Genomic DNA, 18,859 nt, shown 5'->3' on the forward strand with positions numbered 1-18,859 from the left:
CGTGTCCCCTCTCTTGACACCCAGGTTTCGAGAGTTTTACGTTTTCGGCCATTCGGTGCGCTTGAGAGCGCTCTCGAAGGCTGTCCGTGCTCGATCCGTCGTGACGACATGAGGTGCCGTTCATGCCAGCCCCCCGCACCAGGCTCACTCCCCGCAGCCGTCCCTCCCCTCGCACCCGGCCGGTCGCCGTACTGGCCCTGGTCTCCGCCCTCGCCGCCCTGGGACTCGGCCCCGCCGCCGCCCCCGCGGCCGCCGCCACCGTCCCCGTGGGCGCCGGCAGCTACTCCGACACCCGCCCCGCCGGCACCTCCGGCCCCACCACCAACACCGGCGCGCCGGTCACCCCCAAGGTCACCGCCGCCGCCCAGGGCAAGCCGGTGCCCACCAATGACTGGTGGTCCTCCCTGGCCTTCCAGCGCTACGGGGACAACCCGTACTCCACCCCCATGTACGGCCATCCGCTCACCTACCAGGCCACCGCCGGCGGCCTGGACATCGGCTACCCGACCAGCGCCGCCGTCGTGGGCGACGGCCGCCAGTACGAGTACGCCCACAAGCGCGACCTGACCCTCGGCCTCACCGGGCTCAACTCGCCCGACACGAAGGTCGACGCCTGGTCCGACTGGACCGTCACCCCCTACTGGTCCGACGGCGCGCGCACCCTGCGCACCACCATCGGCCACGGCATGCCCTTCGTGTACGCCAAGGGCACGGGCGGCGACGCCCGGATCACCACCGCCACCGCGCCCACCGTCTTCGCCGACCAGGGCAACGTCCTCGGCATCACCGTCGCGGGCCACCACTACGCCCTCTTCGCGCCCGGCGGCACCGACTGGACCGTCTCGGGCTCCACCGTGACGGCCGGCCTCGGCGGCAAGGACTACTTCTCCGTCGCGGTGTTGCCCTCCACCGACGCGCTCGCGACCTACCGGAAGTACGCGTACAGCTTCGTCACCGGATCCACGGTGAACTGGAGCTACGACGCGGGCACGGTCCGGGCCACCTACGGCCTCACCACCGAGGCGAAGGAGGGCGCCGAGCGCGGCACCCTCCAGGCGCTCTACCGGCACCAGTGGCTGCACACCACCGACCCGCTCACCCCGTACACGTACGTCTCGCCCCGCGGCACCATGAAGGTCCGGGAGTCGGCCTCCTTCACCACCACCCAGAAGGCGGCCGCCACCCTGCCCGGCCTCCCGGGCGGCGCGGGCGTGGACACGGCCCGGCTGCGCGGCTACCTGAACGAGGTCGCGAACTCCTCCGACCCCTTCTCCGGCGCCGTCGACACGTACTGGACGGGCAAGGCCCTCGGCAAGCTCGCCCAACTGGTGCCGCTCGCCGACCAGATCGGCGAGGGCGCGATCCGCGACAAGCTCCTCGGGCTCATGAAGGGTCGCCTCCAGGACTGGTTCACGGCCGGCGGGGCGAGCGAGTTCTCCTACGACCAGGCGTGGAAGACCCTCACGGGCTATCCGGCCTCCTACGGCAGCGACACCGAACTCAACGACCACCACTTCCACTACGGCTACTACGTCTACGCGGCCGCGATCGTCGCCCAGTACGACCCGGCCTGGGCCGCCGACTCCGCCTGGGGCTCCATGGTGAAGACCCTGGTCCGCGACACCGCCAACCCCAGCCGCACCGACGGCGCCTACCCCTTCCTGCGCGGCTTCGACGTCTACGCCGGACACAGCTGGGCCAGCGGCCACCAGGGATTCGCCGCCGGAAACAACCAGGAGTCCTCCTCCGAGTCGACCAACCTCAGCGCGGCGCTCGTCCTGTGGGGCGCGGCCACCGGTGACACCCGGCTGCGCGACCTCGGCACGTACCTCCTCACCACGGAGGGCGAGGCCATCGCCCAGTACTGGTTCGACGCCGACCAGCAGGTCTTCCCCGCCGGCTTCCAGCACGACACGGCCGGCATGGTGTGGGGCAGCGGCGCCGCCTACGCCACTTGGTGGACCGCCAACCCCGAGGAGATCCACGGCATCAACGTCCTCCCCGTGACCGGTGGTTCACTCCACCTGGGCGGACACAAGGACGCCATCCGGCGCAACATCGCCGAGCTGGAGCGCGAGAACGGCGGACCCGCCGTCGAATGGCGCGACATCCTCTGGGAGTTCCAGTCCTTCGCCGACCCGGCCGCCGCGAAGGCGAAGTGGGACGCGGGCCATGCCGGATACACCCCGGAGGCGGGGGAGTCCAAGGCCCACACCTACCACTGGCTCACCACCCTCGGCACGCTCGGCGCCCCCGACGCCTCCGTCACCGGGTCGCTCCCCACCTCGGCCGTCTTCACCAAGGGCACGACGCGGACGTACGTGGCCCACAACCACGGATCGACCGCCCGCACGGTCACCTTCTCCGACGGCAAGTCCCTGACGGTTCCCGCGCGTTCCACCGCCACGGGCAACGGCACGGGCGGCGGTACGGATCCCGACCCCGAACCCGGCACCGGGAACACCTTCCAGCTCCGCACCGGCGGCACCCTCACCACGGCCACCGGTGCCACGGCGGGCAGCGACACCGTCCTCTCGGCGCAGGGCGGCAACCACGACGGGACCCCGAACCGTCCGGTCGTCTACGAGGCGAAGGGCGTCAACGGCACACTCAGGGCGGGCGGTTCCACCTCCTTCCGCCTCCAGCTCGACGCCGGTACGGCCGTCGGCCTGGGCCAGCAGGCCCGCATCAGCTACGACCTCACCGGCGACGGCACCTTCGAACGGACGGAGACGTACCACTACTTCGCGACCGACCCGGTCACGGGCTGGGAGGAGTACGCCCAGTCCCGCGGCCTCAAGTCCGCCACCGGGGCGCTCGGCAACCTGAACGGCGGGACCGTCCGCCTTGAGGTGTGGAGCGCGATCGGGAACGGGGACGCGCGCGTCCAGACCGGCACGGACCGGTCCGTGGTCGTCATCCCGTACGACTGACCCGACACCCCACAGGAGCGGCGGGCCCGGGGACACCTCCGGGCCCGCCGCTCCGCGCGTTCCCTCAGGCCGAGTCGCGGAGCACCAGCGACGTCGGGGTGATCACGGAGCCGGGAACCGCGCCGCCGGGTCCGTCGAGCAGTCGCATCAGCAGCTTGACCATCAACCGGCCCATGCCCTCGATGTCCTGACGGACCGTCGTCAGGGCCGGCGTGGCCCGGTCGACCACCGAGGCCATGTCGTCGAAGCCGACGACCGCCACGTCCTCGGGGACCCGCATCCCGCGCTCCCGCAGGGTACGGAGCGCACCCGTAGCCATCAGGTCGTTCGCGACGAAGACACCGTCGACGTCCGGCCGCCGGTCGAGGAGTTCGGCCATCGCGCGGGCGCCGCTCTCCTCGGTGAAGGAGCCCTGGCACAGGAGGTCCGGATCGGCGTCGGGAAGGACGTCGTGGTAGCCGTGGAGCCGGTCGACCGCGGACGTCTGGTCCCGGGGCCCCGCGATGTGGGCGACGGCCCGTCGGCCGAGGCCGACGAGATGCCCCACGGCCTCCCGGGCGCCGCCGCGGTTGTCGCAGTCGACGAACGGCACGGCCGGGTCGGTGCCGGGGGCGGGGCGCCCGCCGAACACCACCGGGATCCGGGCCCGGTCGATGAGGGCGGGCAGCGCGTCGTCGCTGTGCAGGGAGAACGCGAGCGCCCCGTCGACGTGCCCGCCGCCCAGATAGCGCGCGATCCGTTCGTGGTCGCCCGGACCTTCCACCCACAGCAGCACCAGCTGGGAGTCGTACGCCGTCAACTCCCGGCTGATACCGCGCACCTGCTGCTCGAAGAACGGATCGGAGAAGATCCGGAACTCCGGCTCCTCGATGATCACGGCCACCGCGCCGTTGCGCCGGGTGACCAGGGTGCGCGCCGCGTGGTTCGGGATGTAGCCGAGCTCCTCGACCGCCTTGTTCACCTTGTCGACCAGCGGAGCGCGGACGCCCGCACCCCCGTTGACGACACGGGAAGCCGTGGCGCGGGACACACCGGCGCGTGCGGCGACGGCTTCCAGCGTGGGGCGGGACCCCGTGGTCTGATCGGGCAAGGCGGTCGCTCCTCGTCTGCGTCTGCTGAGCTGCGGTCCGACGCCGACCAGGATATCTGTACCGCTCAGGTGTTGAGAGCGCTCCCAAGACGAATGTCCGGTCTTCCTCGACGAGCAGGCCGACCTGTGGGCGCAAGGTGGTGGCCATCGCGGATTCACGGGGCGGTTGTTCGGTGTAACGAGCATGCGAGGCGTGCCGGCGCCCGGTCGGCCGTTCCCGAAGGGCTGTACCTGACGTGCACCGCCGCCGATTCGCCGCCGCGCTGACCGCCGCTCTCGCCGCACCGCCCGTACTGGCCGCCACCCCGGCCCAGGCGGCTCCGGCCGCCGGGGCCGTGCCGACGGGGGCGGCGGGGCTCGCGCGCCACATGCTTCCCGTGCTCTCCCGTGAGCTGGGGGACAGGGCGGTGGCGAAGGAGCTCGTGCCGCACCTCCTCGACGTGGGCTTCGACTGGGAGCCGGAGACGGCGCCGCTGGCCGCCGTGGACTTCGTCGTCGCGTACGGGTTCGGCAACCGGCCGGCCGCCGGAGGCGGGGACCCCGCGAAGACGCTGCCCGAGCCGGGGCCCGTGAACGAGGAGCTGGCCTCGACGGTCGCCCGGATCCGCGCCGCGCGCGACGTCCCCGTCTACGCCCAGTGGGAGATCGCCCGCTTCCTGGAGGCCGACCACGGCATGACCGACGTCGTGGCGATCGAGCCGGTGATCGCGCCGGACGGCACGATCACCTATCTGAGCACGGACGGCGTGGCCGCCCAGGTCGCCGCAGCACGCCGCGAGCTGCCCGGTGGCATCGGCACCGCCTGCGTCGTCGGCTTCCGCGACCACCACAAGCGGTGCGTCCAGACCACCCGGGACCGCGGCATGACCGCGTACGCCCCCCGGGGCTTCGCCATGCCGCACGTCTACGACGCCGAGTCCGGGCAGCCGTGGACCCGCGGCAGGGACCTGTACCTGGTGCACGACATGGCCGCGCAGTGGCAGGTGATCCGGGCGAAGCTGGTCGCCGCGACCTGGCCCAACGGCTGATCCGAAGCGGACCGGAGGAGCGGCACGGGGAGGGCGGACCGGAGGGGCGGACCGGAGGGGCGGAACGGGAGAGGGCGGACCGCCACCCGGGGTCAGTCGAGGAACTCGCCGTTGCGGGCCACCACGGCGCCGCCGTGCACGACCATGTCCCGCTGGGGCATGTCCACGACGACCTGCGGCAGGCATTCGCCCCGTACGAGGACGAAGTCGGCCGGGGCGCCGGGCGTGAGGTCGGCGTGCGCGAGGCCCATGACGTCCGCGCCGCCGTGGGCCGCGACGCGGTAGCAGTCTTCCAGCTCCTCGTCGAGGCGTACGTCCCGCACCCACCCCAGGAGCTGCGCGCGGTGCAGCATGTCCGCGTTGCCGAACGGGCTCCACGAGTCGCGCACGCCGTCGGAGCCGAGCCCGACCCGTACCCCGTGCTCGCGCAGCCGGGTGATCGGCAGCACCAGCGAGTCGGAGGGCGCCACCGTGGTGAGGGCGATGTCCTGGTCGCCCAGGTCGGTGGCGAGGGAGCCGAGTTCGCGGTCCGACAGGCCCGGCAGGCAGAAGACGTGGCTGACGGTGACCTTGCCGGCGAGCGACAGGGCCCGCGTGCGGTCGATGATGCCGCGCATCGCCTTGACGCCCTTCTCGCCCTGGTCGTGGAGGTGGATGTCCACGCCGACGCCATGGCGGTCCGCGATGCCGAAGACGACGTCGAGCTGTGCGTCGAGGGCCTGGTCGAACCCGATCGGGTCGATGCCGCCGATCATGTCGATCGTGCCCTCGCGCGCCGCCCGCTCAAGCAGCGCCGCCGTGCCGGGCGTACGGATGACGCCGTGCTGCGGGAAGGCCACGATCTGGACGTCGAGCGCGTGCCGGAGCCGCTCGCGGGCCTCCGCCACGCCCTCCACTCCGGCCAGGCCGTAGGCCGGGGCGACATCGGCGTGGGCGCGCATCGCCCGTGTGCCCCGGGTGACGGCGTGGGACATCAGCCCGTACGCGCGTTCCGCGACGGGGCGGCGCTGGGCGCGGAACAGTTCGACGTCCTGGGCGACGTAGTCGGCGATGCCGCTCGCGGGGCGCCGCGACACCCAGGAGCCGCCCCAGGTCGTCTTGTCGGGGTGGATGTGCGCGTCCACGAGCGAGGGCAGCGCGATCCGGCCGCCGCCCTCGACGACCTTCGCGCCGCGCGGCGCCGGGCCGTTCGTGACGCGGCCGTCGACGACCACGAGGTCAGTGGCCTTCGCCGCACCGAACGGGCGGACGTCGCGGAAGACCACCGCCTTGGCGCGGCGGCCCGCGGCGCCTGACACGGCGGCCTCGGAGTGCGACGGGGCCGCGGCGTGGGCGGAGGTCGTGGTGGTGGCCATCGCGGCCGTCGTACCGGCCAGGGCGGCGGCACCGGCGAGCATCGTGCGGCGGGAGAGGGCGCCGGGGGCGGACGAGGAGGGTGACGGGGTGCCTTCGACGGGCATGGGAGCTCCTTGGGGAGTGGGCCGGTGGGCTCCTCGTTTTTGTATACCAAGCGAATGGCGCCGGACAAGGGCGTGATCGACAGTCGACGAAATCCGCACGTCGCGATGTTCGCGCACGTCGGAGGGGTGGCGTCGAATCCGTTCTGGTATACAAATACTCTCAGGCGTCGCCGAAGAGGGAGCGCGCCGCGACGGCCCTGCTGTCCCGTACGTGCAGCAGCGTGCTCGCCGCCGCGGCCTCCGCGTCCCCGGCGGCGATGTGCCGGAACATCTCGGCGTGCTGGGCCCGCATGTGCGCGGGCTCCTCGCGCAGTCCGAACAACAGCCTCAACTGCCAGCTCAGCTGCTCCATGGTGCGGGCGAGCAGCGGATTGCCCGCCAGTTCCACGATGCCCTCGTGGAACGCCGTGTGGGCGGCCACCTCGCGCGTCCCCTCGCCGGCCGCCGCCGCCGACTCGGCCTGCCGGAGCGTCGCCTCCAGCGCGGCGAGCCCCGCGGTGCGGCCCTCGGTGGGGCCCGCGGCCAGGGCGCGCGCCGCGAGCCGCGACGCCTGGACCGCGAGCGGCTCCCAGACCTCGTACAGGTGGTCCACGTCGACGCGTTCGAGGCGCCGCACCCGCACCCCGCTGTGCGGGAGCAGTTCGAGGAGGCCCTCGGCGACGAGCGCGCGCAGCGCCTCGCGCACGGGGACGCGGGACATGCCGAGCTCCTCGGCGACCTCCCGCTCGACGAGCCGCGCGCCCTGCGCGTACCGCCGGTCGACGATGCGCTGCAACACGGCCTCACGCGCCCGCGCGCTGAGCGAGGCCGCTCCGGCCTTGCCGGTCTCCGTCACTGGCCGAGTCCCTTTCCGTTCGGCGCCCGCCGCCCCTACGGGGCCGCGGGGCCCGTCGAGGCGCGGATGACGAGCTCCGGGTCGAAGAGGAGCTCGCCCGTCGGCACCTCCCGGTTGCTGACCAGGGCCAGGACGCTGCGGCCCACCTCCAGGGCGAGACGGTCGGCGGGCTGGCGGACCGTGGTCAGGGCCGGGTCGGTGAACTCGGTGACCGTCGACCCGTCGTAACCCACCACCGAGACGTCCCCCGGCACGGACAGACCCTGGCGGCGGATCCCGCGCACGGCGCCCAGGGCCATGAAGTCGCTGGCCGCGACGATCCCGGTGGCGCCCAGGCCGACGAGGGCCGAGGCCGCGGCCTGCCCGCCCTCCACGCTGTAGGACTGGCGGACGACCCAGCCCTCCGCGCCGTCGATGCCGCGCCGGCCCATGGCCTCGACGAAGCCCCGCACCCGCCGGTCGGCGGGCCGGTTCCCCGCCGGGCCCGATGCCATGCCGATGCGCCGGTGGCCGAGGCGGTGGAGGTGGTCCACGGCCAGTTCGGCGGCGAGCGCGTCGTCGGTGGAGAAGACCGGGGCCGGCACGCCGTCCGCGAACTCGCCGTTGATCCCGACGTACGGGACGCGGCGCTGCCGCAGCAGCTCGTACCCGTCGGTGTCCGCGCCCTCCACCGTGTTGGACGCGGAGAGGAAGACGACGGCCGCGACGCCCTTGTCGACGAGGGAGGTGAGGAAGTCCAACTCCTGGACCCCGCCGGGGAAGACGGGGCACAGCACCGTCTTGAGACCGTGCGGGGCGAGCGCCGACTCGATCCGCTCGGCGACGTCGGCGAAGAACGGGTTGGAGACGAACTCCGTCACCACCGCGACCAGTTGTCCCTGCGTGGCCCGCTCGTAGCCGAGCTCGGCCATCGCCTGCTCGACCGCCTCGCGGGTCTTCTTCGACACGCCCTGCCGTCGGTTGATCACCCGGCTGACGGTGGCCTCGCTGACCTGTGCGTGGGCTGCGACGTCGGTGATGCCGACCTTCATCGCGGTCCTTCCGTGAGTACGAGCGAAACCAGACCGCCCCGCGGGACGGCCAGGGAGCGGGGCCCGTCCGACAGGAGCGACAGCGGATCATTCATCATACGGCCGTCCGGCCCGTGGACCCGGGCAACCACCCGGCCGCCGCCCCCGGTGACCTCCACCATCAGGCGGTCCCGGTCCGAGCCGTTGACCAGGTGGAAGCGGCGGTACGCGGCGAAGTCGAGGTCCACCACCCGGTCGCCGTGCACGCTCACCAGGCACTCGTCGCCACGCGCCGCCACCACCAGCGGGTACAGCTCGTCCGGCCGTCCGGGCTCCACCTCCCCGTCGAGCAGCAGCTCCCGGTGCAGGTGCCAGCGCCCGAGCCAGAACCGGACGGTCGCCAGGTGTTCCGGCGGCACCTCGTCCAGGCGTACGGAGATCTGCGGGACCGCGTGCAGCGCCCCGATCAGCTGGCGGGCCACCGCCTCGACCGGCGCGGAGCGGGACCACATCACCATGTCGGAGTGGACGGCCCCGCCCACCGCGAGCAGCCCGGTGTCGAGCGTCCGCACCCGGTTGGCGGTCGCGTCCGCCGGGCAGTCGTTGGAGCGCAGCATGTTCCCGAACGGCGCCATTCCGGGGCCGACGTACGGCTGGCGCAGTTCGAGCAGCAGCTCGGGCCGCACGGACTCCAGGGCCCGGCGCACCTCCGTGAGCAGCTCCGTCATCGCCCGGCCGACGTCCGCGCCGCCGTCGCCCGCGTAGACCGCCGCCTGGTCGAGGAAGTCCAGCTTGAGACCGTCGATGCCGTGGTCGCGCACGAGCGAGACGCACAGGTCGACGACATGCCGCCGGACGTCGGGGAGGCGCGGGTCGAGCACGAAGGCGCCCGGCACGGTGGCCCGGGCGGGCGCCGAGGACGCCCAGCGGTCGTGGCAGTCGGCCTCGGGGCCGATCAGCAGCGGCGCCACCCAGAGCAGATAGCGCAGCCCCCGGTCGCGCACCCGGGCCACATGGCCACCGAGGTCGGGGAACTTGGCGGGGTCCGGCTCCCAGTCGCCGCAGCCGGCGTAGCCCCGGCCGTTGCCGAACCGCTGCCAGCCGTCGTCCAGGATGAGCACCCCGCAGCCCAGCTCGGCGGCCGGACCCGCCTGCGCCTCGATCGCCTCGGCCGTGACGTCCTGGTTGAAGGCGTACCAGGTGGAGTACACGGGGAGGCGGGCCGCGTCCGGCACCGGCATCGGCGGGTGGGCGGCGGCGAACCACGTGCGCAACGGCCGCATGGCGGCGGCGACGGAGGGCGCGCGCGGGACGAGCAGCAGACGGTGCGGCTCCGCGGCGGCCGGCAGGGTCAGATGGACGACGTGGGTGTCGTTCTCCTCCGAGACGCCGAAACGGACCGTGGCCTCGGGGACCGGGTCGGCGGCGGCGAAGGCGAGGAGGGTGGCGCCGGAGTGCTCGTACAGACAGCCGACGGCGGGTCCGTCGACCAGGCAGACGCGGCTGAGTCCCTCCCAGTCGGCCACCACCGTGCGCCGCCAGTCGCCCTGGGGATGCCAGTAGCCCGTGGCGTCGCCGAGAGGCACCGAGAGACGGATCTCCACGGGCACCCCGTCGGCCCGGACGGACAGCATCCGCAGCCCGTCGGGGAGGGAGGCCAGCTCCCATTGGGGGCGGACGCCGGGGTGGCCGGGGGCGAGGACGGCGATCGACACGTCGTCGAGCAGCGGCTCGACGGGGGCGGGGGCCGCGTGCGCGGTGGTCACGACGGCGGGGGCGTGATCAGGCTGCTGTGTCTGTGCGGTCTGCTGCTGTTGAGTCATCGGGGTGCTCATTCCTTCACCGCGCCCGCGAGGAGCCCGGACACGAAGTGGCGCTGGAGGGCGAGGAAGACGATGGCCATCGGTACGGCGGCGATGGCGGTGCCGGTCAGGATGGCGCCGTAGTCGGTCTCGTCCAGGCCCTGGAGCGAGGCGAGCGCCACCGGGATGGTGAACGTGCTGTCGTCGCGCAGGACGATCAGCGGCCAGATGAAGTCGTTCCACTGGTACAGGAAGAGGAACAGGGCGAGGGCCGCGAGCGCCGGGCGCATCGGGGGAAGGGCGACGCGGCAGAACAGCCGGAACTCCCCGCAGCCGTCCATCCGGCCCGAGTCGAGCAGCTCCTTCGGCAGCGCGGCCATCGACTGGCGCATCAGGAAGATGCCGAAGGGCAGGGCCAGATTGGGGGCGATGACGGCCTGGTAGGTGTTGAGCCAGTGCAGCTCGGCCATCATCTTGAACAGCGGGACGAGCGTGATCTGCGCGGGCACGACGAGACCGAGCATGAGGAGCCCGAACAGAGCCTCGCGGCCGCGGAAGCGGTACGTGGCGAAGCCGTATCCGGCGAGGGTGCACACCACTCCCGCGAGGAGGGTGTAGACGACCGATATGCCGAGGGAGTTGAGCACGACCCGGCCGAAGTCCGCGGTCTCCTGGAGGGTGGCGAGGTTCTCCCCGAGGTGCCCGCCGGGCAGCAGGGGCGGCGGGCTGTCGAAGATCTCCTGCGAGCTGTGGGTGGCGCCGACGGCCAGCCAGTAGAAGGGAACCGCGACGGCGGCCAGGACGATGGCGAGCCCGGAGGTGAGCAGGATGCTCCGGCCGGGATGGCGGGTGCGGGCGGTCACGACTTCTCCCCGAGGAGGCGGAACTGGATCAGGCCGAGGACTCCGACGAGGACGGTGAGGGCGTACGCGACGGCGGAGGCGTAACCGAAGTCGAAGTACTTGAAGGCGTTCTGGTAGAGGTACACGCCGATGGTCAGGGTCGCGTTGTCGGGCCCGCCGCCGGTGAGGACGTACGGCTCGTCGAAGAGCTGGAGCGTGCCGATGGTGGACAGGACCGTCGTGAGGAGCAGCGCGGGCCGCAGCCCGGGCAGCGTGACGTGGCGGAAGGCGCTCAGCGCCCCGGCGCCGTCGACGGCGGCCGCGTCGTAGAGCTCGGCCGGGATGGTCTGGAGCCTGGCGAGCAGGATCACGGCGTTGTAGCCGGTGTAGTGCCAGGTCAGCGCGAGGCCCAGGGAGATACGGGCCCACAGCCCTTCGGTCAGCCAGGGCACGGGGTCGATGCCGACGAGGCCGAACAGCCAGTTGACGAGCCCGTACTCCTCGTTGAGGAGGACGGAGAAGACGATGCCGTACGCGACGAGGCCCGTGACCATCGGCAGGAAGAAGCCGAGCCGGAAGACGGGCCGGCCGCGCAGCAGGGTGGAGTCGAGGGCGACCGCGAGCCCGGTGGCGAGCGCCAGCATCAGCGGTACCTGGACGACGAGGATCACCCCGGTGTTGCGCAGCGCGGTCCAGAACAGCGGGTCGTCGGCGAGACGTGCGTAGTTGTCGGCACCGACGAACGTCTCGGTGCCGCCCACCGTGCGGTGCAGGCTGAGGAGGAACGACCAGCCGATGGGGTAGAGCTTGAACGCGGCGAAGAGCAGCACCGCGGGCAGGACGAAGAGGTACGGGGCGGCCGTGCCCCACCGCCCGCGCCGACGCGCGGCGGGGCGGGGCGCGACGGCCGCGGGCGTGCTCGGTGTCATCGCACGTTCTTCCTGCCGGTCTGGCGGGCCAGCTCGCTCGCCGCCTCGCCGAGCACCTTCGCCGGGTCGGCGCCCTTGAGCAGCACCTTCGACTGGGCGTCGGTGACGAGCTTCAGGGCGCGGGCGTAGTCGGCCGTGTAGTTCACGGCGGAGCCGGGCGCCTTGAGGGCGCCGAGGAAGATCTCGCCCTTGCGCTGCCCGCTGAAGAAGGCGGAAGGCTCGTGGAAGACGGAGTCGTCGTAGGCCTTGAGGAGCGCGGGCGCGATGCCCTTGCCCCGGTAGATCCGCACCTGGGAGGCGGGGCGGGTCAGCGCGAACTCGACGAAGGACCAGGCCGCCGCCTGGTGCTCGCTGCTGCCGGCGACCGCGAGGTGGGTGGAGTTCACGGTGGCCGCGGTGGGGCCGCCGCGGCGGACGGCCGGGGGAAGCCGGACCTTCCACTTGCCCGCCTCGCCGGGCACCTGCTCCTCGATGATCCCGCCGAACCAGGTGGGCCAGGGCAGTACGGCGGCGGTGCCCCGCTTCAGGGAGCTCATCAGGGCGTTCCAGCCGCCGGCCAGATTGCTGACGAGCCCGGCGTCGTTCATGGTCTTGATGAGCGTCATCGCCCGGACGGCCTCCGGGGAGTCCAGGGTGATGCGGCCTTCCAGGTCGAAGTAGAAGGCGCCCTGGAGCTGGAGCAGCATCTGGAAGAAGTTGGCGGCGTCGGGCTGCGAGGCCGGCTTGTCGATGCCGAGGAGATGGACGCCCGTGCGCGCCTTGAGCTGCTTGCCGGCCTCGATCGTCTCGTCCCAGGTCTGGAGCGCGCCGACGTCGACCCCGGCCTTCTCGAAAAGGTCGGCCCGGTAGTAGAACCCCGCCGAATTGGCCTCCCAGGGAAGGGCGTTGACGTGCTTGCCGTCGGGGGAGACGGTCTGCCAAAGACCGGAGGCGAAGGCGTCCTTGTGGGCGGTGGCGCCCAGCGGGGCGAGGTCGGCGAGGCCGCCGGGGAAGCGCTCGACGTAGCCCGGCAGGTAGTCGACGCCGATGTGCAGGACGTCGGCGAGGCCCTGGCCGCCGGCGGCGAGACCGGCCGTGATCTTGTCCCAGATCGCGGGGTTGCCGATGTCCTCGACGGTCACCTGGATGTCCGGGTACGTCTTGTTGAACTCCGGTATCAGCGCCTTGAGCTGTGCCGCCGGGCCCTGCCAGGACCAGACCGTGATCTTTCCCTTGCGGGGGTCCCCGGCGGCGCCCGAACCGCCCGCGCCGGTGTCGCCGCTGCCCGAGCAGCCGGTGAGCGTCGTCAGGCCGGTGAGGCCGAGTCCGCCGAGCCCGGCCGCCGCCAGGGCGCTGCCGCCGCGCAGTACCTGCCGGCGCCCCGGCTGTCTTCCACTCTGCTGGTCCGTCATGCCGGATCCCCTCGCTCGCACCGTCGCGGAACTTGACGGGGCCGGACATTACAAGGGTGATCTCTCGACTTGCAATACTTCAGTGAAAACTTTCAGTTTGGTCGACGTTCGGGCTTTGACAGAACCATTGCAATCCTTCAGCTGCTGTTGCTAGCGTGCCGCGCGCCCAGCCCCGACCTGACCCGCCCCGATCCGGGAGAGACCCCTCATGACGCGTTCCCGCTTGTCGTTGCTGTCCGCCGTCGCCCTGCTCGCCTCGCTCGCCGCGGGCGGATCCCCGGCGGTGGCCTCCCCGTCCGGCCCCGCCCCCGCCCCCGCCGTGCTGACCGTGGCCGATCCCGGCTTCGAACAAGGCGGTGGCGGCTGGGAGTTCACCTCCGGAACCGGCGTCGCGAGCAACTACCCGCACGCCGGGAAGCGGCTGGCCTACCTCGACGCCGGCACCGGCATGAAGGTCTCCCAGACCGTGACGGCCACCGGCCACGGCGGCTACCTCGTCTCCGCGTGGATCGCCACCGGAGGCCCCGGCGGCCGGTACGTCCTCCGGACCAACGGCGCCACCGTCGCCGAGCGGACCCTGCCCGCCGCCGCCAACTACCGCCGCCACACCCTCGGCAGGATCGCCCTCACCCCCGGGGATCGGCTGGAGATCGCCTTCGAGTCGGGGGAGGGCTGGGTCAACGTCGACGACGTGATGGTCTCCCCGGCCGCCCCCGCCGACCCCCGCGTCTCCTCCAGCGACCCCGAGATCGTCGAGATGTTCGACTGGGCCAAGGGCAAGGCCAACAGCTGGGTGCACCTGCCCGGCACCCAGGGCCCCCTCGACGCGGACGAGCGCCAGACCGGCGGCACCGGCACCGGCGTCTACGCCCCCTCCTACTGGGCGGGTTACGCCAACCGCAGCGGTTACTACTCCCGCGACATGGCCCACCAGCTCTCCGGCGCCGGAGTGCTCGGCCTGCACACCGAGAACAAGGAGATGCTGCGCGCCTTCGCCGCCTCCGCGACCGCCGAGCACGCCTACTACCCGGTGTGGGCCCTCAACTTCGACAACCGCTCCTACCTCTCCATCGACTACCGCGGCCCGAGCCTCTTCGTCCGGGAGGTGCCCGCCCCCTTCGAACTGGTCCAGAAGGCCGAGGAGGCGTACCGCTGGAGCGGCGACCCCGCCTACCTCGACGACCCCGCCCTGTGGGAGTTCTACCGCCACGCCACCGAGGAGTTCGTCACCCTTCACGACGGGAAGAAGGACAACGGCCGGGTGAGCGTGGCCGAGGGCACCGGCAAGGGCATCTTCCAAGGCGTCGCGAGCTACAACGAGCAGAGCGACGAACCGCTCGCCGAGGCCGGCGACGCCATCGGCTCGCAGTACCAGGCCTACCGCGCGATGGCCTCCCTCGCCCGCGCCAAGGGCGAGCACCAGCTCGCGGCCCTCTTCGAGCGCCGGGCCCGCGAACTCAAGGCGTACTTCAACTCCACCTGGAGCGGCACTGGTTCGGGCGCCGACATGGTGCGCGGCTACACCACCGACGGGCGCGCCCTGACCGGCTGGGGCAAGGAGAACAGCTGGTTCATGCCGATGAAGCAGATCGTCGCCCCCGGGGACCGGCGCGAGGCCTACCTCGACTACATCGACGAGCAGGCCGAAGGCGACGGACGCCCCCACAACATCGAGGCCCTGACCTACCTCCCCGACACCTTCCTCACCAACAACCGTGCCGACACCGCCTGGAAGTGGATGCGCCACATCTACGCCCAGAAGGACGTCCAGCACGTCAACTCCCGTCAGGGCACCAACGGTGACTATCCCGAGGTCTCCTTCACCCTCGTCGGCCAGACCGTCCAGGGCCTGATGGGCGTCACCCCGAACGCCCCCGCCCGCACCCTCGCCACCCAGTCGCGGCTGCCCGCCGGCATGGAGTGGCTGAGCATCGAGGACCTGCGCGTCGGCGACTCCGCCTTCACCCTGCGCCACGACACGGACCGCCGCTCGACCCTCACCCACGCCTCGGGCAGCGCCCCGTACACCTGGGTGGCCCGCTTCCCCGGCGCCCACGCCGCCGTCGCCGTCGACGGGGTGGTCACGGCGGCCCGCACCGAGGTCGTGGACGGGGCGACCTACACCGTCGTCCGCACGCGCGTGGCCCCCGGCCGGACCGTCACCGTCGAGGTCCGATGACCGCGTCCGCCGTACCGCCGGGAGGGGCGGGACAGGGCGTCCGGGGCGTTCGGGGTGGCCCGGGAGGGGAATTCCCGGGCGGGGCGGGGCTGTTCCGGCTCGACCCGGCGGTCGCCCACCTCAACCACGGCTCCTTCGGCGCGGTACCCGTCCCGGTCGCCGAGGCCCAACGGCGCCTGTCCGAGGAGGCCATGGCCGACCCCGACGCCTTCTTCCTCGGCGTCCCCGACCGTCTCGCCGTGGCCCGGGGGCGCGTCGCGGCCCACCTGGGCGCCGACCCCGAGGGGATCGCGTTCGTCGCCAACGCCACCGAGGCCGCCAACCTCGCCCTCGACGCCCTGCGCCTGGACGCCGACGACGAGATCCTGGTCACCGACCACGGCTACGGCACGGTCGTCGCGGCGGCCGCCCGCCGCGCCCGGACGGTCACCGTCGCCCTCGACCCCGGCCTCCCGGACGAGGACGCGGTGCGCGAGGCGGTGCTCGCCGCGCTCACTCCTCGTACGCGGGCGGTCCTGATCGACCAGATCAGCTCGCCCACCGCCCGGCCGCTCGCCACCCCCCGACTGCTCGCCGGACTCCGCGAGCGCGGGATCACCACCGTGGTCGACGGCGCCCACGCCCCGGGCATGCTCGCCGAACCGCTCGCGGGCGAACCCGACTTCTGGTTCGGGAACCTGCACAAGTGGGCGTACGCGCCGGCGGGCAGCGGCGTCCTCGCGGTGGCCCCCGCCCATCGGGCCCGGGTCGCCGCGCCCGTCCCCTCGTGGGAGGACGACCGCGGTTTCCCCCGCGCGGTGGAGTTCCGCGCCACCGTCGACTACACCGGCTGGCTCGCCGCGCCCGAGGGACTCGACCTCGTCGCCGGGCTCGGCGGCGACCGGGTGCGTGCCCACAACGCGGAACTGGTGGGCTACGGAGCGGAGTTGCTCGACGAGATCCCGGGCATGACACCGCTTCCGTACGGCGAGGGTCTGGCGATGCGGTCGCTGCGCCTGCCCGGCGGCCTCGCCCGCACGCCGCCGGAGGCGGTCGCGCTGCGCGAGGAGATCGCCGCCCGGCTCGGCTGCCGCGTCCTCGTCTGGAACTGGCCCGGTGGCGGCGGAATCCGCATCTCGGGGCAGATCTACAACCGGCCCGAGGAGTACGAACGCCTCGCCGTCGGCCTGCGCGACCTGCTGGCTCGCGGCTGAGGGGAGCGGCTCAAGGAACCGTGGCGGTACGGCGAGCCGGGCGAGGCGGTCAGCGCCTGGCTCGCCGTCGGGCGATGAAGAGTCCGAGGACCATGCCCACGAGAAGCGTGACCGTGAGCACCACCCAGAGGGGCAGGGTGACGGTGGGGATCCACAGCCGGATGCTGACCGACCCGGTGTTGGCCGCGATGAACCAGATCGCGAGACCCGCGAGCACGAGGAATCCGATGGTGCGGAGCCGCATGTCCCGGCCCTTGACGGTCAGCTTCGAGGGGCCGTGTCGTGGAGGTGCGTTCTGTGCCATGTCCCCCATTGTCTTCCCAAACCGGTCAGCCCTCGACCGGAGGGGCTTGGCCGGAGGAGCTCGACGGAGGAGCTTGGCCCCCTCGTGTCGCCGCGCACCCCTCGTGCTCCCTCACCCCCGGTACACGCGCAGCGCCGCCACCTCGTAGGACATCGCCGAGGCGGCGGCGTCCGGCGCCGGGTGGTAGCGCCCGGCGCAGACCGAGAGGTTCACGATGAGGTGGGCCCGCCAGGAGCGTCCCACCCCGCGCCCGTCACTGAAGACCCGCGCGCCGTTGACCCACCACACCACGGAACGGGCGCCGAACTCGACCCTGAGGTCGACCCACGCCCCCGGCCGGACGGCGGGGTCCCGGAAGTAGTGGTGGCGCCCCCGGACGCGGTTCGACAGCTCCAGCAGGTCCGGGTTGTCAGGGTGGTACTCGAAGACGTCGACCTCCTGCCCGCCGTCGAGCCAGGTCCAGATCGCCGGCCAGGCGCCCGTCTCCTCGGGCAGCCGCACCCGGGCCTCCAGGACGTCTTCCGCCCGCACCAGAAAGCCCTCCGGGCTGCCCTCGGTCGTGAGGAGTCCGGTGTCCCAGTCGCCGTCCGCGCGGCGGGTCGCCCGGAACAGTCCCGTACGGCTGTAGGCGGGGTCCGCCGTCAGGTGGTCGAGCTTGTCGTCCCCCGGATTGGTCGGGCCGCCGTCGGGATAGGCCCAGGAACGGCCCGCCGTCCACTGCTCGGCGGAGGAGAAGTCCGCGTCGAGCACGAGGGTCCCGGCGGCGCGCGGCGGCGCGTGCGTACCGCCTCCGGAGCCGGAACGCACTTCCCGGCGCAGCAGGCGGTCGAAGAAGTCGGACAGCACGGCACGCTCCTTTCGTACGGGCACCCACTCGGCCCTCGGGCGACCCGTCCACCATGCACCGTCCGGCAGCGGAACGTGCCCTTTTGGCGACAATGCGTCACGATCCGATCCCCGGCCGACGCTCCGGGTCGAGCGGATACGGCCCATCCGTTGAACGGCCCGACGTGCACCCCGCGATCCTCCAGGCCGCCGAGAGCCTCGCCTCCGTCTCCGCCGACGAGGAATTCGACGCCTCGCGGACTCCTCGTCCAGGGCCCGCGCAGCTCCACCCGGCCCGATGGGCCCCGGGCGCGGATCACGCAACGCCCGCCTCCCCGCCTCGTTGATCACGCCATGAACCACACCACCGCCCCGCGGAAGCACCGCGTCCTGACCACCGCCGTCGCCGCCCTGATGCTGGGGATCGCGGGCACACCGAGCACGTACGCGAGCCCCGGCGAGGAACGCTGCCGCACCACCGCGGAGCTCTTCGCCACCGACAACACCGCGATCATCACGGATCCCGAGGACCCCCGGCTCGATACCCGGCTGACGCGGTTCGGCCACGAGGTACGGGCCGTCATCAGGGCCCATGGTGCCCGGCCCGGCGCCTCGGAGCTCCTGGACGGCGTCTTCTGGTCCACCGACCTGAAGCAGGCCACGTACGAGCGGTCGCGCGAGTTCGACGTGAACAGGGTCGGGCGCGACGGGCTGCACCACATCGCGGGCGTCATCGCCAAGCAGTACGACCAGGAGGCCGTGCTCACCTTCCGCTGCCTGCCACGGACGTCGCCGGAGACCGACGCCGTCGAGATCGAGGTCCCGGGGGTCACCCCGGGCGATCTGCGCGCGGCGCTGCTCGCGGACGCCGAGGCCCGCGAGAAGCTCGGCGGCGGCTCGGTCACCCTCGACGGCCGGCTGATCCTCATCGCCCCGGTCGCCGACCTGCCACTGGCCCGGAAGTTCACGGCCGCGCTCGGCGCCGACTGGAACGAGGCCCAGGTGCGCTACGGCGACCGGGAGTTCGTGAGCTGAGCC

Annotated in this window: 15 protein-coding genes; 5 read left to right on the forward strand and 10 right to left on the reverse strand. The window is 72.7% G+C overall.

Annotation, left to right across the window (positions count from 1 at the left end):
• The first annotated feature begins 122 nt into the window (after positions 1–122).
• Positions 123–2,933, forward strand: coding sequence for a glycosyl hydrolase (locus ACFWWU_RS19005; protein WP_384146561.1), 2,811 nt, complete (start codon positions 123–125; stop codon positions 2,931–2,933).
• A 64-nt stretch (positions 2,934–2,997) separates the two neighbouring features.
• On the opposite strand, the gene ACFWWU_RS19010 is transcribed toward ACFWWU_RS19005, so the two are convergent.
• Positions 2,998–4,023 (reverse strand): LacI family DNA-binding transcriptional regulator, encoded by a 1,026-nt coding sequence (locus ACFWWU_RS19010; protein WP_384146564.1) that lies wholly within the window; start codon positions 4,021–4,023, stop codon positions 2,998–3,000.
• Positions 4,024–4,259: 236 nt separating this feature from the next.
• Here ACFWWU_RS19010 and ACFWWU_RS19015 point away from each other — a divergent pair, with 236 nt between their 5' ends.
• A complete protein-coding gene (locus ACFWWU_RS19015; RefSeq protein ID WP_384146567.1) occupies positions 4,260–5,051 on the forward strand; it encodes a hypothetical protein in 792 nt (263 codons plus the stop codon).
• 92 nt (positions 5,052–5,143) lie between these two features.
• Here the strand turns inward: ACFWWU_RS19015 and ACFWWU_RS19020 are convergent, their stop codons facing one another.
• From ACFWWU_RS19020 to ACFWWU_RS19050, 7 genes are all read right to left on the reverse strand, one after another.
• Entirely contained in the window at positions 5,144–6,511 is a 1,368-nt protein-coding gene (locus ACFWWU_RS19020) for an amidohydrolase family protein (protein ID WP_384146570.1), read from the reverse strand.
• Between the two features lie 160 nt (positions 6,512–6,671).
• Entirely contained in the window at positions 6,672–7,346 is a 675-nt protein-coding gene (locus tag ACFWWU_RS19025; RefSeq protein WP_384146573.1) for a GntR family transcriptional regulator, read from the reverse strand.
• Between the two features lie 35 nt (positions 7,347–7,381).
• Entirely contained in the window at positions 7,382–8,377 is a 996-nt protein-coding gene (locus tag ACFWWU_RS19030; protein ID WP_384146576.1) for a LacI family DNA-binding transcriptional regulator, read from the reverse strand.
• Complete coding sequence (locus ACFWWU_RS19035) at positions 8,374–10,179, reverse strand: glycoside hydrolase family 36 protein (RefSeq protein WP_384146579.1); 1,806 nt, start codon at positions 10,177–10,179, stop codon at positions 8,374–8,376. Before ACFWWU_RS19035 ends, ACFWWU_RS19030 begins: the two co-directional genes overlap by 4 nt.
• An 8-nt stretch (positions 10,180–10,187) precedes the next feature.
• On the reverse strand, positions 10,188–11,021 hold the full coding sequence (locus tag ACFWWU_RS19040; RefSeq protein ID WP_384146582.1) for a carbohydrate ABC transporter permease: 834 nt from the start codon (positions 11,019–11,021) through the stop codon (positions 10,188–10,190).
• A complete protein-coding gene (locus ACFWWU_RS19045) occupies positions 11,018–11,929 on the reverse strand; it encodes a carbohydrate ABC transporter permease (protein WP_384146585.1) in 912 nt (303 codons plus the stop codon). Before ACFWWU_RS19045 ends, ACFWWU_RS19040 begins: the two co-directional genes overlap by 4 nt.
• Positions 11,926–13,320, reverse strand: a complete 1,395-nt coding sequence (locus ACFWWU_RS19050) for an ABC transporter substrate-binding protein (protein WP_384146588.1) — start codon at positions 13,318–13,320, stop codon at positions 11,926–11,928. The genes ACFWWU_RS19045 and ACFWWU_RS19050 overlap by 4 nt, the downstream gene beginning before the upstream one ends.
• A 208-nt stretch (positions 13,321–13,528) precedes the next feature.
• On the opposite strand from ACFWWU_RS19050, the gene ACFWWU_RS19055 reads away from it, so the two are divergent.
• Together ACFWWU_RS19055 and ACFWWU_RS19060 are read left to right on the forward strand one after the other, a co-directional pair.
• Positions 13,529–15,499 (forward strand): hypothetical protein, encoded by a 1,971-nt coding sequence (locus ACFWWU_RS19055; protein ID WP_384146591.1) that lies wholly within the window; start codon positions 13,529–13,531, stop codon positions 15,497–15,499.
• Positions 15,496–16,692 (forward strand): aminotransferase class V-fold PLP-dependent enzyme, encoded by a 1,197-nt coding sequence (locus ACFWWU_RS19060; RefSeq protein ID WP_384146594.1) that lies wholly within the window; start codon positions 15,496–15,498, stop codon positions 16,690–16,692. Before ACFWWU_RS19055 ends, ACFWWU_RS19060 begins: the two co-directional genes overlap by 4 nt.
• A 49-nt stretch (positions 16,693–16,741) precedes the next feature.
• Here the strand turns inward: ACFWWU_RS19060 and ACFWWU_RS19065 are convergent, their stop codons facing one another.
• Positions 16,742–16,996, reverse strand: a complete 255-nt coding sequence (locus ACFWWU_RS19065; protein ID WP_384146597.1) for a LapA family protein — start codon at positions 16,994–16,996, stop codon at positions 16,742–16,744.
• 111 nt (positions 16,997–17,107) lie between these two features.
• Positions 17,108–17,803 (reverse strand): beta-glucanase, encoded by a 696-nt coding sequence (locus ACFWWU_RS19070; RefSeq protein WP_384146737.1) that lies wholly within the window; start codon positions 17,801–17,803, stop codon positions 17,108–17,110.
• 372 nt (positions 17,804–18,175) lie between these two features.
• On the opposite strand from ACFWWU_RS19070, the gene ACFWWU_RS19075 reads away from it, so the two are divergent.
• A complete protein-coding gene (locus ACFWWU_RS19075) occupies positions 18,176–18,856 on the forward strand; it encodes a hypothetical protein (RefSeq protein ID WP_384146600.1) in 681 nt (226 codons plus the stop codon).
• Positions 18,857–18,859: the final 3 nt, after the last annotated feature.

The organism is Streptomyces sp. NPDC058650, from assembly GCF_042717315.1.
In the GTDB taxonomy this organism is placed as follows: domain Bacteria; phylum Actinomycetota; class Actinomycetes; order Streptomycetales; family Streptomycetaceae; genus Streptomyces.

What these genes read in the sequence shown, in the direction of transcription:
- ACFWWU_RS19050 (WP_384146588.1), bottom strand. Translation starts at nt 13,320, where the DNA reads ATGACGGACCAGCAGAGTGGAAGACAGCCGGGGCGCCGGCAGGTACTG.
- ACFWWU_RS19030 (WP_384146576.1), bottom strand. Translation starts at nt 8,377, where the DNA reads ATGAAGGTCGGCATCACCGACGTCGCAGCCCACGCACAGGTCAGCGAG.
- ACFWWU_RS19065 (WP_384146597.1), bottom strand. Translation starts at nt 16,996, where the DNA reads ATGGCACAGAACGCACCTCCACGACACGGCCCCTCGAAGCTGACCGTC.
- ACFWWU_RS19005 (WP_384146561.1), top strand. Translation starts at nt 123, where the DNA reads ATGCCAGCCCCCCGCACCAGGCTCACTCCCCGCAGCCGTCCCTCCCCT.
- ACFWWU_RS19045 (WP_384146585.1), bottom strand. Translation starts at nt 11,929, where the DNA reads ATGACACCGAGCACGCCCGCGGCCGTCGCGCCCCGCCCCGCCGCGCGT.
- ACFWWU_RS19060 (WP_384146594.1), top strand. Translation starts at nt 15,496, where the DNA reads ATGACCGCGTCCGCCGTACCGCCGGGAGGGGCGGGACAGGGCGTCCGG.
- ACFWWU_RS19055 (WP_384146591.1), top strand. Translation starts at nt 13,529, where the DNA reads ATGACGCGTTCCCGCTTGTCGTTGCTGTCCGCCGTCGCCCTGCTCGCC.
- ACFWWU_RS19075 (WP_384146600.1), top strand. Translation starts at nt 18,176, where the DNA reads ATGAACCACACCACCGCCCCGCGGAAGCACCGCGTCCTGACCACCGCC.
- ACFWWU_RS19035 (WP_384146579.1), bottom strand. Translation starts at nt 10,179, where the DNA reads ATGACTCAACAGCAGCAGACCGCACAGACACAGCAGCCTGATCACGCC.
- ACFWWU_RS19020 (WP_384146570.1), bottom strand. Translation starts at nt 6,511, where the DNA reads ATGCCCGTCGAAGGCACCCCGTCACCCTCCTCGTCCGCCCCCGGCGCC.